A 14,640-nucleotide genomic window follows, 5' to 3' on the forward strand; every position below is an offset into this window, starting at 1 on the left:
AGCGCCGCACTTCACCACCGCGTTAGGCCGGCCCGCGCGGGCCCCCCGTCCCGCGCTCCGACGGCGACCCCCTGCCGCTGCCCGCCGGACAACGCGGACACGGGCGCGCTCTGCGAGGCCAGCCGCACCCCGAGCCGCTCGCACGCCTCCCGCGTCTCGCGACGGGCTCGCCGTCGATCGCGATCGTCCCGCCGTCCGGCCGCTCGACCCCGGACAGGATCTTCGCCGGCGTGGACTTGCCCGCGCCGTTGTCGCCGATCAGCACCACGACCTCGCTGATCGTTGTCAACCCCGAGGGGCCGCCTTCAGAACCCCGGGGGCCGCCTTCAGGACGCGGACTGGCGTACGTTACTCCCGGGCAGCTCCATGATCGCGATCGCGCCGCCACCGGGCGCGTTGCCCAGGCGTACCGTGCCGCCCGCCTCCTCGACGGCCTGCTTGACGATCGCGAGGCCCAGCCCCGAGCCGGGCAGGCCGCGGGCGGAGGGCGAGCGCCAGAAGCGTTCGAAGACGTGCGGCAGCTCCTCCTCCGGCAAGCCCGGCCCGTGGTCGCGGACGGTCAGCCGGCCGTCGAGCAGCCGCACCTCGATCTGGCCGCCAGGGCTGAACTTGGCCGCGTTGTCCATGAGGTTGAGCACGGCACGTTCCAGAGAGGCGGCGTTGCCCACGAGATACCAGGGCCGCAGGTCGGTGCTGACCTCGGCGCCGCGCAGCCTGGCCCGCTCGACCGCCGCGGTGACCACCTCGTGCAGGGCCAGCTCGACGTGCGGCTCGTGGTCGTTGTCGCCCCTGGCGAGCTGGAGCAGGTCGGTGACCAGCGTGGACAGCTCGGCGAACTGCGCCTTGACGTTGACCAGCAGGCGTTCCTTGGCGGCCGGGTCGAGGCTGCGGCCGGTCTGCTCGCTGCGCAGCAGCAGATCGATGTTGGTGCGCAGGGTGGTGAGCGGTGTGCGCAGCTCGTGGCCCGCGTCGGCGACGAGCTGCTTCTGCCGCTCTCTCGACCCGGCCAGCGCGGCCGTCATGGCGTTGAACGACGACGACAGGCGGGCGATCTCGTCGTTGCCGGTGACGGGGATGCGGGTGCCGAGGTCCTCGGTCTGGGCGATGTGCTCGACCGCCTTGGTCAGCTCGCCGACCGGGCGCAGCGCGGCCCGCGAGATCACGAGCCCGGCCCAGGCCGCGCCGATGACGCCGAGCGCGGTGATGCCGCTCAGCATGAGCGCTGAGCGCCGCAGCGTGTTGCTGACCCACCACATCGGCCTGGCCTCCATCACGGCCACGCCCTTGTCGAAGTTGAGCGCCACCACCCGGACCGGCGTGCCGTCGCTGGTGTGGCCGTCGCGGTAGACCGGCTCGCACGGCTCGAACGCCTCGGAGTCCTTGTCGTACACGGGGACAATGGGCGGCCCGATCGAGCAGGTGGTGCCGTCGGAGCGCAGCAGCGTCGCCATGCCGTCGAACATGCCCTGCGTGCCCTGCTCGGTGCAGTGATGCTGGAGGTAGTCGCGGTCGCTGTCCTTCAGCGACTCCACGATGCTCATGTCGAGGTTGCTGCGCAGCCGCTGCTGCACGATGTAGTAGGACAGGCCGGCGCACGTCGCGATGGCCACCGCCACGGCGACCGTGACGAGCAGCGTCAGCCGCGTGCGCAGGCTGCCCCGTCTGGAGAGCGCGGCCAGACGGGACCGCATCGTGCTCGTGCGCCTGCTCATGGGGAGTTCCGCAGGACGTACCCCACCCCGCGCACGGTGTGGATCACTCGCGGCTCGCCGCCGGCCTCGGTCTTGCGCCGCAGATACATGACGTAGACGTCGAGCGAGTTGGAGGTCGGCTCGAAGTCGAAGCCCCACACCTCGCTGAGTATCTGGTCGCGGGTCAGTACCTGGCGCGGGTGCGCGAGGAACAGCTCCATCAGCAGGTATTCGGTGCGGGTCAGGTCGAGCCTGCGCTCGCCGCGGGTGACCTCTCTGGTGGCCTGGTCCATGCGCAGGTCGCCGTAGGTGAGCGTGTCGCCCTCCGGCGTGCCCGTGCTGATCGAGGCCCGCCGCAGCAGCGCGCGCACCCGGGCCAGCAGCTCGTCCAGCTCGAACGGCTTGACCAGGTAGTCGTCGGCCCCCGCGTCGAGCCCCGACACCCGGTCGCCGACGGCGTCGCGGGCGGTGAGCATGAGGACGGGCACGTGGTTGCCCGACGACCGCAGCCTGCGGCACGCGGTGAGCCCGTCGAGCCGTGGCATCATCACGTCGAGCAGCACCGCGTCGTACGTCTCCGCGCCCAGCGCGTCGAGGGCCTGCTGCCCGTCGTCGGCGGTGGCGACCTTGTAGCCCTCGAACTCCAGGCTCGACTGCAGCGCCTCGCGCAACGCGGGCTCGTCGTCGACCACCAGCAGACGTGCAGGCTCACTCATACTTACCAAAGGTAAGGCGTCATCATGAGAACCGGATGAACGATCTCACCTTCGTTTCCTGACGATCACCAGGCCACGGGCATCCTGGTGAGCCCGAAGATGGCCTTGCCGTACTTCAGGCCGAGCTCCTCCTCCGTCGCCGTGACGCGCAGCCCGGGCAGCCGCTCGAACAACGTGCGCAGCGCGATCTCCAGCTCGGCCCGCGCCAGGTTCTGGCCGAGGCACTGGTGCACCCCGTACCCGAAGGCCACGTGGTGGCGGGCGCCGCGCTGGACGTCGAAGTCGTCGGGCCGCTCGAACGCCCGCTCGTCCCTGTTGGCCGACGCGCCGAGCACGTACACGCCCTCGCCCTTCCTGACGAGCTGCCCGCCGATCTCCTGGTCCTCGACGGCCACCCGGTCGAAGGCCACCCAGTCGACGATCGAGTGGTAGCGCAGCAGCTCCTCGACCGCGGCCGGCCAGCCGCCGGGGTTCTCGCGCAGCGCGGCGAGCTGGTCAGGGTTGCGCAGCAGCGTGTACGCCGACAGCGGGATCATGTTCGCCGTGGTCTCGTGACCGGCGACGAGCAGCAGGAAGGCCACCCCGGTCAGCTCCTCGGCGGTCAGCTTGCCGCCGGTGGCCAGCCGGCCCAGCAGGTCGTCCTCGGGCGCGGCGACGACGTCGGTGACGAGGTCGGCGAGGTAGGACCTGATCTCGTACGTCGCCGACCGCCTGGCCCGCTCGTCGGCCCCGGCGTCCACCATCATCCTGGTGCGGGACTGGAAGAAGTCGTGGTCGGCGTACGGGACGCCGAGCAGCCGGCAGATGACCAGCGACGGGAGCGCCAGCCCGTACGCCTCCACCAGCTCCCCTTCGTCGCCCTTGGCGGTCATGTCGTCGAGCAGCTCGTCGGCCAGCCGCTGGATGCCGGGCCGCATCTCCCTGACCCGCCGGACGGTAAACTCGCTGATGAGCAGCCGCCGGAAGCGGGTGTGCTCGGGCGGGTCGTGGTCGATGAAGAACCCGACGGACAGCTGATGGGCTGCGGCGATCTCCTCGGGCGTCATCGTCGCGGTGTCGGGGGCGCTGGGGTGGCCGGGGGTGCGGGGGTCGGTGCTGAAGCCGGTTCCGGCGAGGATCTGCTGGGCCTCGGCGTGCCGGGTGACGAGCCACACCTCGCCGCGGGAGGTCTCGCCTCTGACGAGGGGGGCCTGGTCGCGCCAGCCCTCGTACTCGGGAGGCGGGGCGAACGGGCACGTGCGATGGACAGGGAAGCTTTCCGCCATAGTCTGCTCCGTAATAGCCGGACTCCGCATTGCTTACTTACGCGAAAGTAAACAATGCGAGGCACGGCCGTCAACAGAAGGAGCGAGATGGCAGGGCGGCGGACGGACACACGAGAGCGGATCCAGCAGGTCGCGCTGGAGCTGTTCGCCGAGCGCGGATACGACAAGACGTCGCTGCAGGAGGTGGCGGAGCGGCTCCAGATCACCAGACCGGCTCTCTACTACCACTTCCGTACGAAGGAGGAGATCCTCACCGGCGTGATCGAGCGGCTGGTCGAGTCGATCGAGGAACTGGTGGCCTGGGGCAGGCAGCAGCCGGCCACCACGGAGGCGCGGCTGGAGATCCTGCGGCGGATCTCCGGGCTGCTTTCCGACCAGTGGCGGCCGCTGTTCAGGTTCGCCCAGGTCAACCAGGGCGCGTTGGAGCACCACCCGAAGGGCGAACGCCTGCGCGGGTGCGTGATCTCGCTGGTGTCGCTGCTGTGCGTGCCAGGCGAGAGCGCGGAGAAGCAGTTCGAGTCCAGGCTGGCGGTGCTCGCGGTGATCCTCGGCAACCTGCCGCTCCTGTTCGGGTCGGAGTCGGACCCGGAGACGGACTTGAACGAGGTGGCGCTCCGCGTCGCCACCAAGCTCGTCACCGGCGAGCAACCGGACGAGTAACCGGCGGCGAGCCCCACCGGCCCCGCAAGCCCCGCCCCCAAGCCCCGCCCCCAAGCCCAGCCCTCCGGGCCCGGCCGGCCCTGCCACCAGCCGGCCGATCATCCTGGCCCGGCCATCCCGGCCATCCCGGCCTGACTGCGCCGAGTGCGGCGAGTGCGGTGTCAGGCGGTGAGCAGGGCCATGGCGGCGTTGTGGCCGCCGATGCCGCTCACGCCGCCGCCCCTGCGGGCGGCGGCACCGCAGAGCAGGATGCGCTCGTGCTCGGTGTCCACGCCCCAGCCGCCGCTCTCCGCGTACGGCCAGCTCAGGTCGGTGTGGAAGATGTGGCCGCCGGGCAGGCCCGCGTCGGTCTCCAGGTCCACGGGGGTCTTGACCTCGACGCACGGGGTGCCGTCGGGGGCGGTGAGCAGGCAGTCCTCGATCGGCTCTGCGAGGACGGCGTTGATGGAGGCGAAGGTGGCATCCAACGCCATCTTCCGCGCTTTCTCCGGATTTTTCCGGAAAAGGCGGGCGGGCATGTGCAGGCCGAACAGCGTCATCGTCTCCGCCCGCCCCCGCAGGCCGGGCCCCAGGATCGACGGGTCGGTCAGCGAGTGGCAGTAGACCTCGGCGGGCGGCAGCTCCGGGATCTCACCGCGCGCCGCCTGCTCGTACGCCCGCGCGAGCTGGTCACGTCCCTCGTTGATGTGGAACGTACCGCTGAAGGCCGCCCCCGGATCCACCGTCGCGTCCTTCAGGCGGGGCAGCCGGGTCAGCACCATGTTGACCTTGAGCTGCGCGCCCTCGGGCACCGTCGCGGGCCGTCCCATGAGCCGGTCGAGCACCGCGGGCGGCAGGTTGACCAGCACGTGCCCACCCCGCACGGCGTGCTCGCCCGCGCCGTCCCTGAACGTCACCTCGCCCGACGGGTCGATGCCGACGATCTCCGCGCCCGTCCTGATCTCGGCGCCCGCTCGCCTGGCCGCCGCCTCCAGCGCGCCGGAGACCGCGCCCATGCCGCCGACGGGGACGTTCCACTCGCCGGTGCCGTCGCCGATCACGTGGTAGAGGAAACAGCGGTTGGCCAGCAGGTCGGTGTCGGGGGCGGCGAAGGTGCCGATGAGCGCGTCGGTGAGCACGACCCCGCGTACGGTGTCGTCGGCGAACCGCTCGGCCACGCTCTCCCCGATCGGCCGCCCGAACAGGTCGCGCCACGCCTCGGGGCCGACCATCCGCTCGATCTCGGCCTGCGGGCGCAGCGGCTCCAGCAGGGTGGGCGCCAGCACCCGCGCGACCTCGGCGACCATGCCGTAGAAGCGCCGCCACGCCTCGTGGTCGGACTCGCCGCCCGTCACGTGCCGGAACGAGGCCGCCGTTCGCAGGTCGTCCTCGTTGTCCACGAGCAGCCCCGTGTCGCCTTTGGGCGTGTACGAGGCGTAGCGCCGCCGGCGCAGCTCCAGGTCGAGCCCGAGATCGCGGGCGATCTTCGAGGGCAGCAGGCTGACGAGATAGGAGTACCGCGACAGGCGCACGTCCACGCCGGGGAAAGCCTGCGCCGAGATCGCCAGGCCGCCGACGTGCTCGTGCCGCTCCAGCACCAGCACCCGCCGCCCGGCCTGTGCCAGGTACGCCGCCGCCACCAGCCCGTTGTGCCCGCCTCCGGCCACGATCACGTCATACGCACTCATCCTCGCACCTTAAGGCCGATACCGGTCAGGACGCCACGGGCCGCGCGGTCCTCAAGTGGACGGCCGGGCAAGGGGCCCGTACGCTGCTCTGTTCGGAACAAATCTCATCAGAGCCGCCGTTCCTCACACGCAGGGCCACCACCACTCAAGGAGCACGAGCCTCACCATGCGCAGCACCACCGACGCCGTTCCGCAGCCGTCCGACGAGGTCGCCGAGGCCCTGGCGACCGGAGCGCCGGTCGTGGCCCTGGAGTCCACGATCATCTCCCACGGGCTGCCGCAGCCGCGCAACCTGGAGGTGGCGCGCGAGCTGGAGGGCATCGTACGAGACGAGGGCGCCGTCCCCGCCACGATCGCGGTGCTCGACGGGGTGCCCCGCATCGGGCTGAACGAGGTCGAGCTGGAGCGCATCGCCACCGAGCCGGGCCTGCGCAAGCTGGGCCAGCGCGACCTGCCGCTGGCGGCGGCGCTGAAGGCGAGCGGCGCGACCACCGTGTCGGCCACGTCGTTCCTGGCCGCCCGCGCCGGCATCCGCGTCTTCGCCACCGGCGGCCTGGGCGGCGTGCACCGCCACTGGACCGAGGACCAGGACGAGTCCGCCGACCTCGACACGCTCGCCCGCACCCGCATCACGGTCGTGTGCGCGGGCGTCAAGTCGATCCTCGACGTGCCGGCCACGCTGCAGCGGCTGGAGACGCGCGGGGTGAGCGTGGCCGGGTTCCGCACCGACACGTTCCCCGGCTTCTACCTGCACTCCTCCGGCCAGCCGATCGAGTGGCGGATCGAGACGGCCGACGAGGCGGCGGCCGTCATGCGCGGCCAGGACGCGCTCGGCGGCACCGAGACGGCCCTGATCGTCGCCAACCCGGTGCCCAAGGAGCAGCAGCTCGATCCCGAGCTGCACGACCGGGTGCTCGCCGACGCGCTGGCCGCCGCCGAGCGCGACGGCGTCAAGGGCCAGGCGATCACCCCGTTCCTGCTCGGCTACCTGGTCGACGGCACCAAGGGCGCGTCCCTGGAGGCCAACCTGGCCGCCGTGCGCGGCAACGCCGCGCTCGCCGCCCGCATCGCCCTGGCCTGGTCCCGATCGTGAACGGTGACGCCCTCCTGATCATCGGCGACGTCGTCACCGACGTCGTGGCGCTGCACGGCTCGCCCGTCCTGGCGGGCGAGGACACCGCCGCCGAGATCGTGCTGCGTCCCGGCGGCTCCGGCGCCAACACCGCCGCCTGGGCCGCCTGCCTGGGAGCCGAGGTCCACCTGCTGGCCAAGCTCGGCTACGACAGCAGCGAGTGGCACGCCACCGAACTGATCAACACGGGCGTCCAGCCCCACTTCTCCGTGGATCCCGACCACCCCACCGCCGTGGTGATCGCCATGGTGGACAAGAGCGGCGAACGCTCGATGCTCACCAACCGCGGCGCCGGTGACCTGATCTCCGAGGACGACTGGGACCCGGCGCTGCTCGACGGCGTCGGCCGGCTGCATCTGTCGGGGTACGTCCTGTTCGCCGAGCCCGGCCTGCGCCTGGCCGCCCGCGCCATGGCCGACGCCGTGGCGGCGGGCATCACGGTGAGCGTGGACCCGGCCTCCACGGGGCCGCTGCGCGACTTCGGCGTCGAACGTTTCATGCAGGCGACGGCCGCCGCCGAGCTGATCCTGCCCAACCTCGATGAGGCGCTTCTGCTCACCGGGGTGACATCGGCCGAGCGTGCGGCCGTACTCTTGAGTGAGAGATATGGCACAGCGGTCGTGAAACTCGGCGCGGAGGGGGCGCTGGCCGCGCGAGACGGTGAGGTGGTGGCGACGGCCGAGGGCCGATCCGCTGAGGTCGTGGACTCGACGGGCGCAGGTGACGCCTTCGCCGCCGGGTTCATCGCCGCGACGCTGCGCGGCGCCGGGACGCGGGCGGCTCTGGAGGTGGGTTGCCGTGCCGGTGCCGCATGTGTGGCCCAGGTGGGCGGCCGTCCACGGTACGGTTTGGATCTGAACCGTCTTTACCCTATTCACACTGATTGATAGCTTGCCGCGTAGGCTGCACCATTAGCCACATGCGTTACGGGCAGCACACGCGGCTCACTGGGGAGGATAAGGTCCGCCGATGGAAGTCGAGTCATCGATCTGCCTGAGCGACCTGGTCCCTGCGCTGCGATGGAGCCGGCCCCAGCAGGTGGCCGAGGCGTTGGGCGACCCACGCCTGCCCGCCGGATGGTGGCACTCCCTGCCGCTGCCCAAGGCCCTCGGCATGACGGGGCTCGACTGGATCTGCGAACGCCTCGCGCGGCTCGCCTCCTCCCGCTGGGACCACCTCCCCCTGTCCGACCTGCTGCCCGCGCTGACGGTCCACCACATCGACCCCGCGCTGCCGGGCTGGCCCGACGCCACCCGTACGGCGATCACCGGCCTCGGCGGCTGGCAGCGGCTGCGCCGGCTGTCCCCCAGTGACCTCGGCACGCCGTCGGCCACACCCGAGGTCGTCATCGGCTCGGTCTTCCGCGAGATCCTCGGCCGCATCCCGGCCCAGCCCGACGCGTCCGGCGCCGCTCCTGGCGCCGCCAGCGTCCCGGGGGTCGCGGGCGGCCACCCCGAGGTCACCCGGCCGCTCCAACGCGGCCAGGGCGTACCGTCGGGCGCGTTCCCGGTGCCGGAGTCCGGCCCCTTCCCCGCACAGGGCGACCCGGCCGCACAACCGCTGGCAGCCCAGGCCGGCGCCGGCGGCCCCTTCGCCCAGGCCACTCCCTCCGGCCCGCTCCCCGCACCCATCGACACCACCACCGGCCGCCCCCAGACAAGCGGCCCCTTCGCCCCCCAGGGCGGCCAGCCCCCAGCGGACGGCCAGAGCGGCCCGTTCGCCGCGCAGGAAGGCCAGTCCCCGTCAGGCGGCCCCTTCGCGGGCTCCGGCACTCAGAACGGCCCCCTGCCCCAGCGTCCGGGCGGCTCCTACCCCGGCGCGCCCGGCGACGGCGACCCGCAACGCCCCGGCACCTTCCCCGAGGGCACCCCCGGCCCGCGCCAGACGGGCTCTTTCCCGGCTGTGTCGGATGGCCCCCGCCAGACCGGCGCTTTCGCCGACGCCAATCCCGGCTCCCGACAGACGGGCTCCTTCCCAGCGGTCCCCGACGCCTCCGGCTCCCCCCAGACCGGCAGCTTCGCCGCAACTCCCGACGGCGCCCCCGGTTCCCGGCAAACGGGCAACTTCCCGGCCGCCCCTGACAACGCACCCGGCCCCCGCCAGACCGGCAGCTTCCCCGCAGCCTCCGACGGCACCCCCGGATCCCGCCAAACCGGCAGTTTCCCGGCCGCTACCGACAGCGCACCCGGCTCTCGACAGGCCGGTAACGACCCCGGTGCGTCCGACGGCCGGCCCGGCACCGGCTCCTCCCCCGCCCAGGGGGCCGACTCGCGCACCAGCGGCTCTTTCCCCGTTCCGCCCGGGTCGCGTTCGACCGGTTCTTTCCCGGCGGCGTCCCAGCCGGGGGCCTTTCCCGGCGCGCCCGCCGACGGCGGCCAGCAGCGCCGCCCCGGCACCTTCCCCGAGGGCGCCCCCGGCCCCCGTCAGACGGGCTCCTTCCCAGCGGTCCCCGACGCCTCCGGCTCCCCTCAAACCGGCAGCTTCGCCGCAAACCCTGACGGCGCGCCCGGCTCCCGCCAGACGGGCAGTTTCCCGGCCGCCCCCGACGGCGCGCCCGGATCCCGCCAGACGGGCAGTTTCCCCGCCGCCTCGGACGGCGCGCTCGGCTCCCGCCAGACGGGGAGCTTCCCCGCCGCCTCCAACGGCGCTCCTGGGGCGCAGCAGGGCGGCGCGGCCCGCCAGGGCTTCGCGGGCGAGGGCCTGCCCCAGCGCCCAGGTCAGCAGGACCGCCTCCCGCAACGCCCCACCGCTCAGCCCGGCCGCCAGGACACCGGCGCTGCCGCAGCCGGCGCAGGCAACGGCATGCCCGGAGCCCCCGGCAACGAGCTGCCCGGCGGCCCCGGCAGCCCGGCGACCCGCGCAGGCGCCGGCAGCGCAGGCGGAGCGAGCACAGGCGGTCCTGGTGCAGGCGGCGGACCTGGCGCGGGCGGCGGACCCGGAATGGGAGCGGGCGGCCCCGGAACGGGCTCCCTCCCGGCGATCCCAGGCACGAACGCCCCCGGCTCCGGCACCAACGCGCCGGGCTCGGGTGCGACCGCCCCCGGCTCCGGCACGAACGGCCCGGGCTCGGGTGCGAGCGCCCCCGGCTCTGGCGCGAGCACCGCCGTGCCGGGCACGAACACGTCCGTCCCGGGGAAGGGCACGCCCGCCTACGCGGGCTCCGGCCCCATCCCCACCGACCCGGACCACGCCATGGTCAGGGTCGTGGACAACCTCTTCCGCAACCTCGACAAGCTGGAGCTGGCCGTGGCCCAGCACCGGCTGTTCGCCGAGGACCCGGTGAGCCTGCGTACGCTCGCCCACAAGATGCTCGTCGAACGCGAGGCGCTCTCGCTGGCCCAGCGCACCGCCGAGGAACGCGTCCTGCAGTGGCTGCGCTCCTCGGAGTCCGCGCCGGTCACCGGGCACATGTTCCGGCTGACGGAGTGGCTGGGCGCGGCGGCCACCGAGGATCAGCTGATCGGCGCCGACCCGGCCCACCCGGTGACGGTTCCATCGCTGCGTACGCCGCTGTGGCGGGTCCTCGTGACGCTCATGCCGGACCGCCGCCTCCAGGACGGCTGGCTGGTCGTCGGCGACATGTACGGCCTCCAGGCGCGTACGCGGCAGCTCCTCGCCTCGGCCCCGCCCGACGCGGACGTCGTCGAGCTCATGAGCGAGCTGGGCATCCGCGCCCACTCCGCCAAGGCGTGGCTCGACGCCCTGCCCCCGGAGACCAGCCGCGACGCCGCGGCCGCTGCTCCCAGCCCGGCCCAGCCGCTGCCCCGCCGCACCCCCGGCGCGAACGGCCACCACCACCGCGGCGGCCAGCCCATCCCGCCCGCCGCGAGCAGCTCGATCGACCCGTCGGCCGCGCTGGCCACCCTGTCGGCGCTGTCGGGCGGCCGCTCGCCCATGCTCTCCGGCACCTTGGCAGGCACGCCGCCCACGCCTCCCCCGCCGCTGCCCAGCCCGTCGTCCGACCCGCGCCGCTGGCAACGCATCGAGGTCACCCCGGAACACCTCAGGGGCGGCCCGGTGCCGGTCCCGGAGGGCTACGCCGCCCAGCTCGGCATGCGCCCCGGCACCCTCCTGTCGGTCACGGGCCCCGGTGACAACGCCATCGTCCTGGTCTGGCAGGGCCACCAGCCCGTCTTCGACTCCCTCCAGCCGGTACTGATGCGCCTGAACGCCCGCCCTGGCGACCAGGTCTACGTCACAGTGGACGGCTACCGCCTGGAAGCCCAACTGACCGGCTGACCACCACCCGGAAAGGCAAAGGCAAGCCGCAGAACACAAAGCCGCGCCCCACACGCCCACCCCAAGGCAGCCGGCCGACCCAGAACAAGGACGATAAAGGCCGAATCGGCAGCCTCTCTTGAGCCGGTCCAGCCGAAGGGGTGGAGGTGGTTGGCGGGGCAGCGGCGCGGAAAAGGACACCCGGCCGACACCACCCCGACACCGAGACCAAACGGCCGGCGGAGCCTAGTCGAAGAGGTGGAGGCGGTGGGCGGTGGCGGCGGCTTCGCCTCGGGTGGCGACGCCGAGTTTGGCCAGGATGTTGGAGACGTGCACGCTCACCGTCTTGATCGAGATGACCAGCTCCTCCGCGATCTCGCGGTTGCTGCGGCCGTTCGTCACCTCGCGCAGGACCTCCAGCTCGCGTGCGGTCAGGCCCAGCGGCTGGGCGTCGGTGGCCTCGTCGGAGCCGCCGATCCTGGCGCGGCGGCCGAGTACGTCGAGTTGTTCGAGCAGCGGTGTGACGCCCAGGTCGCGGGCCAGCGTGCGGGCCCGGGCGAGCCGCGTGGCGGCCTCCTGGCGGGCGCCGCACGCGAGCGCCGCCTGCCCGGCCGCGAGCAGGCACTGCGCCTCCGCGTACGGCTGCCGCAACGCGGCCCACGCCGCCACCGCCTGCTCCCAGGCCGCGAACTGCCAGGCGGCCGGCTCGACCCCCTCGTCCCAGGGCTTCTCTGGGCCGGTCAGCGCGATGAAGGTGAGCCGATGCGCCTCCTGCAGCGGGCCCTCGCACCTGAGCTCACGCCCGAGCGCCCGCAGCCGCCGCAGCAACAGCAGCGCCTGCTCCACGAGCGCCTCACCTTGGGCCACCCCGGAACCCGGCGCGCCACCCGCGTCGGACCCACTCAGCGCATCATCCCTGATCGCATCGAGCAGGCGTGAGGCGGGCACCGCCATGCGGACGAGTCGCCCGAAGGTGGTCACGACAGGCCAGGCGTAGCGGGGGCCGTTGATGAGGTCGTCGCCCTCCATGCCGCGCAGCGCCGCCGCCACCGCCTCCCCGAGCTGCCCGCGGCACATGAGCGCCAGCACCTCCCTGCGGAGATGCGGCAGGACGTGCTGGTCGCGGTGGGCGCCGCGGGCCAGGACGCGGCGGCTGGAGTCGAGCAGGCGGGCGGCCCGGTCGTGGTCGCCCCGCGCGAGCGCGATGTCGGTGGCGAACCCGCGCAGGCTGGCGGCGTAGGGGGCGGGCGGCGCGAGGTCGAGGGCGTGGTCGATCACCTGGAGCGCCTCGTCCCATCGCCCGAGCGAGACCAGCGGCTCCGCCAGGTTGATCGACAGGAACGCGCCGGACGTGCGGGCCAGCCCGTAGTGCAGGGACTCCTCGATGCCCTTCCTGGCCACTTCGGCGGCCTGCTCATGCCGGCCCGCGCCTTCGAGCGCGTCGGACTCGGAGATCGCGCAGCGCATGAGCGCGCTGAAGACCTCACCGCGCGCGGCGATCTGCCGGGCCTCGGCGAACGCCTGGAGCTGCGGCTCCATGTCGGAGTAGTCGGTCAGCCCCCAGGCGAGGTCGATGATGGCGTGGGCCTCGAGGCCGGCGTGGCCCAGGGTGTGGCCGATCTCCATGGCGGCCCTGGCCGTGGCCGCGCGCTCGGCCCGGGTGGCCGGGCCGTGGAGCATGCGGGCCAGCGACTCCAGCACCCTGCCGCGCAGCAGCGGCTGGTCGTCGGGCACGAGCTCGGCGGCCCTGCGCAGGTCGTCGATGAAGCCGGGGCGGCCGAGGTCGTAGCGGGTGTGGCTACGCTGGCGCAGCAGCATGACGGCCCTGACCGGGTCGGCCTCGAGCCCGGGGTCGCGGGCCAGCTCGTCGAGCGCGGCGCTGGACACGGCGATGCCGCGCTCGAACTCGCCGGCCAGGTGGGCGACGACGGCGGTCACCCTGAGCACGTCGAGCCGGTCGGCGCCGATGCGCTCGGCCGCGTCGGGCACCTGGTCCCACAGCTCGAGCATGCGGGAGAGCATGCGCAGCTGCTCGTCGTAGGCGGTGGACTTGCGGGCGGCGGCGGCCGCGTGCCAGGCGCTGACCAGCGCCCAGGTGGAGTCGTGGGCGGAGTGCCAGTGGTGGGCCAGCTCGATCGCGCCGCGCGGGGCGGGCAGGATCGACAGGTCGTGCTCGAGGGCCTCGGCGTAGCGGGTGTGCAGTCGGGTGTGCTCGCCGGGCAGCAGGTCGTGGTGGAGCGCCTCGCGGATGAGGGCGTGGCGGAAGGCGTAGCCCTCGCCGTCGACGACCAGGACGTTGCCCGCCACGGCCGGGCGCAGCGCGCGCGACAGGGCGGCGTCGTCGAGCCCGGCGACGGCGCTGAGCAGAGCGTGCTCGATGCGCTGCCCGCCGGCGCTGGCCACCCGCAGCAGCTCCTGGGTCTCTTCGGGCAGCCGCTCGACGGCGGCGAGCAGCAGGTCGCGCAGCGACTCGGGCAGCGGCTCGCCCGCCCCCGACTCGGTGAGCAGCGCCTCGACGAACAGCGGGTTGCCCTCGCTGCGGGCGTAGATGAGGTCCATGTCGGCCGCGGACGGCTCGCGCTCCAGCATGCCGACGGCCAGCGCGACGGCCTCCTTGCGGGTGAGCCTGCGCAGCTCGACCCTGCCGACCGACTCGATGCGCCCCAGCTCGGCGAGCAACGGCCGCAGCGGGTGGGTGCGGTGGAGCTCGTCGGTGCGGTAGGTGACCACGAGCAGCACCCGGGCGGCGGTGCGCTGGTAGCGGACGAGGAACGTGAGCAGGTCGCGGGTGGAGCGGTCGGCCCAGTGGGCGTCTTCGACGACGAGCACCACGGGCCGCTCGTCTGCCAGGCGCTCCAGCAGCCCGAGCACCTGCTCGAACAGCCGCGCCCTGGCCTCGGCCCCGTCTTTGCCCGGCTCGCCGAACTCGGGCAGCAGCCTGGCGAGCCCGCGCGCGTTGCCGCCCGGCACCAGCGCGGCGACCGCGTCGTGACCCAGCTCGCGGACGAGCTGGCGCAGCACGGCGGTGAACGGCGCGAAAGGCAGGCCCTCTGTGCCCAGCTCCAGGCAGGCGCCGACGAGCACCATGGCGTCGCTCGTGTGCCGCCCGGTGAACTCGTTGATCAGGCGGGTCTTGCCGGCCCCGGCCTCGCCGCCGACGAGCACGGTGGCCGGTATGCCGGCGCGCGCCCTGGACAGGGCGTCGCCGAGGGCGGCGAGCTCGCGGGAGCGCCCGACGAGCAGCGGGCTCACGGCGTGGATCCTCACGCCCTCAGCATGCCACCCGGCGCC

10 protein-coding genes are annotated in these 14,640 nt (G+C 73.4%); 4 read left to right on the forward strand and 6 right to left on the reverse strand.

The features are described 5' to 3' along the window. Nucleotides 1–22: 22 nt before the first annotated feature. From ACFFR3_RS24770 to ACFFR3_RS24785, 4 genes are all read right to left on the reverse strand, one after another. Nucleotides 23–388, reverse strand: a complete 366-nt coding sequence (locus tag ACFFR3_RS24770; protein WP_379483914.1) for an ATP-binding cassette domain-containing protein — start codon at nt 386–388, stop codon at nt 23–25. Beyond that, nucleotides 327–1,712, reverse strand: coding sequence for a HAMP domain-containing sensor histidine kinase (locus ACFFR3_RS24775; RefSeq protein WP_345386921.1), 1,386 nt, complete (start codon nt 1,710–1,712; stop codon nt 327–329). Before ACFFR3_RS24775 ends, ACFFR3_RS24770 begins: the two co-directional genes overlap by 62 nt. Next, nucleotides 1,709–2,407, reverse strand: a complete 699-nt coding sequence (locus tag ACFFR3_RS24780) for a response regulator transcription factor (RefSeq protein ID WP_364364245.1) — start codon at nt 2,405–2,407, stop codon at nt 1,709–1,711. The genes ACFFR3_RS24775 and ACFFR3_RS24780 overlap by 4 nt, the downstream gene beginning before the upstream one ends. A 65-nt stretch (nt 2,408–2,472) precedes the next feature. Continuing rightward, entirely contained in the window at nt 2,473–3,672 is a 1,200-nt protein-coding gene (locus ACFFR3_RS24785) for a cytochrome P450 (RefSeq protein WP_379483915.1), read from the reverse strand. A gap of 87 nt (nt 3,673–3,759) precedes the next feature. Here ACFFR3_RS24785 and ACFFR3_RS24790 point away from each other — a divergent pair, with 87 nt between their 5' ends. After that, nucleotides 3,760–4,332 (forward strand): TetR/AcrR family transcriptional regulator, encoded by a 573-nt coding sequence (locus ACFFR3_RS24790; protein ID WP_345386925.1) that lies wholly within the window; start codon nt 3,760–3,762, stop codon nt 4,330–4,332. Nucleotides 4,333–4,493: 161 nt separating this feature from the next. On the opposite strand, the gene ACFFR3_RS24795 is transcribed toward ACFFR3_RS24790, so the two are convergent. Beyond that, entirely contained in the window at nt 4,494–5,999 is a 1,506-nt protein-coding gene (locus ACFFR3_RS24795; RefSeq protein ID WP_379483916.1) for a phytoene desaturase family protein, read from the reverse strand. A 166-nt stretch (nt 6,000–6,165) separates the two neighbouring features. Between ACFFR3_RS24795 and ACFFR3_RS24800 the strand changes: the two genes are divergently transcribed. The 3 genes from ACFFR3_RS24800 to ACFFR3_RS24810 all read left to right on the forward strand — a co-directional run bounded on the left by ACFFR3_RS24800 (nt 6,166) and on the right by ACFFR3_RS24810 (nt 11,370). Continuing rightward, the gene (locus tag ACFFR3_RS24800) at nt 6,166–7,092 is read left to right on the forward strand and encodes a pseudouridine-5'-phosphate glycosidase (RefSeq protein ID WP_345386933.1); all 927 of its coding nucleotides are present in this window, start codon (nt 6,166–6,168) and stop codon (nt 7,090–7,092) included. Next, nucleotides 7,089–8,018, forward strand: a complete 930-nt coding sequence (locus ACFFR3_RS24805; protein WP_364364233.1) for a carbohydrate kinase family protein — start codon at nt 7,089–7,091, stop codon at nt 8,016–8,018. The genes ACFFR3_RS24800 and ACFFR3_RS24805 overlap by 4 nt, the downstream gene beginning before the upstream one ends. A gap of 82 nt (nt 8,019–8,100) precedes the next feature. Beyond that, a complete protein-coding gene (locus tag ACFFR3_RS24810; RefSeq protein WP_379483917.1) occupies nt 8,101–11,370 on the forward strand; it encodes a hypothetical protein in 3,270 nt (1,089 codons plus the stop codon). Between the two features lie 225 nt (nt 11,371–11,595). Here ACFFR3_RS24810 and ACFFR3_RS24815 read toward each other — a convergent pair whose 3' ends face one another. Beyond that, nucleotides 11,596–14,616 (reverse strand): helix-turn-helix transcriptional regulator, encoded by a 3,021-nt coding sequence (locus ACFFR3_RS24815; RefSeq protein WP_379483918.1) that lies wholly within the window; start codon nt 14,614–14,616, stop codon nt 11,596–11,598. Nucleotides 14,617–14,640 lie beyond the last annotated feature (24 nt).

The sequence above is a fragment of the Nonomuraea salmonea genome, assembly GCF_042428605.1.
Lineage (GTDB): Bacteria > Actinomycetota > Actinomycetes > Streptosporangiales > Streptosporangiaceae > Nonomuraea > Nonomuraea salmonea.

Bases quoted from the DNA above. Each gene is read 5' to 3' on its own strand.
- ACFFR3_RS24795 (WP_379483916.1), bottom strand. From the start codon at position 5,999: ATGAGTGCGTATGACGTGATCGTGGCCGGAGGCGGGCACAACGGGCTG.
- ACFFR3_RS24775 (WP_345386921.1), bottom strand. From the start codon at position 1,712: ATGAGCAGGCGCACGAGCACGATGCGGTCCCGTCTGGCCGCGCTCTCC.
- ACFFR3_RS24780 (WP_364364245.1), bottom strand. From the start codon at position 2,407: ATGAGTGAGCCTGCACGTCTGCTGGTGGTCGACGACGAGCCCGCGTTG.
- ACFFR3_RS24790 (WP_345386925.1), top strand. From the start codon at position 3,760: ATGGCAGGGCGGCGGACGGACACACGAGAGCGGATCCAGCAGGTCGCG.
- ACFFR3_RS24800 (WP_345386933.1), top strand. From the start codon at position 6,166: ATGCGCAGCACCACCGACGCCGTTCCGCAGCCGTCCGACGAGGTCGCC.
- ACFFR3_RS24810 (WP_379483917.1), top strand. From the start codon at position 8,101: ATGGAAGTCGAGTCATCGATCTGCCTGAGCGACCTGGTCCCTGCGCTG.
- ACFFR3_RS24785 (WP_379483915.1), bottom strand. From the start codon at position 3,672: ATGGCGGAAAGCTTCCCTGTCCATCGCACGTGCCCGTTCGCCCCGCCT.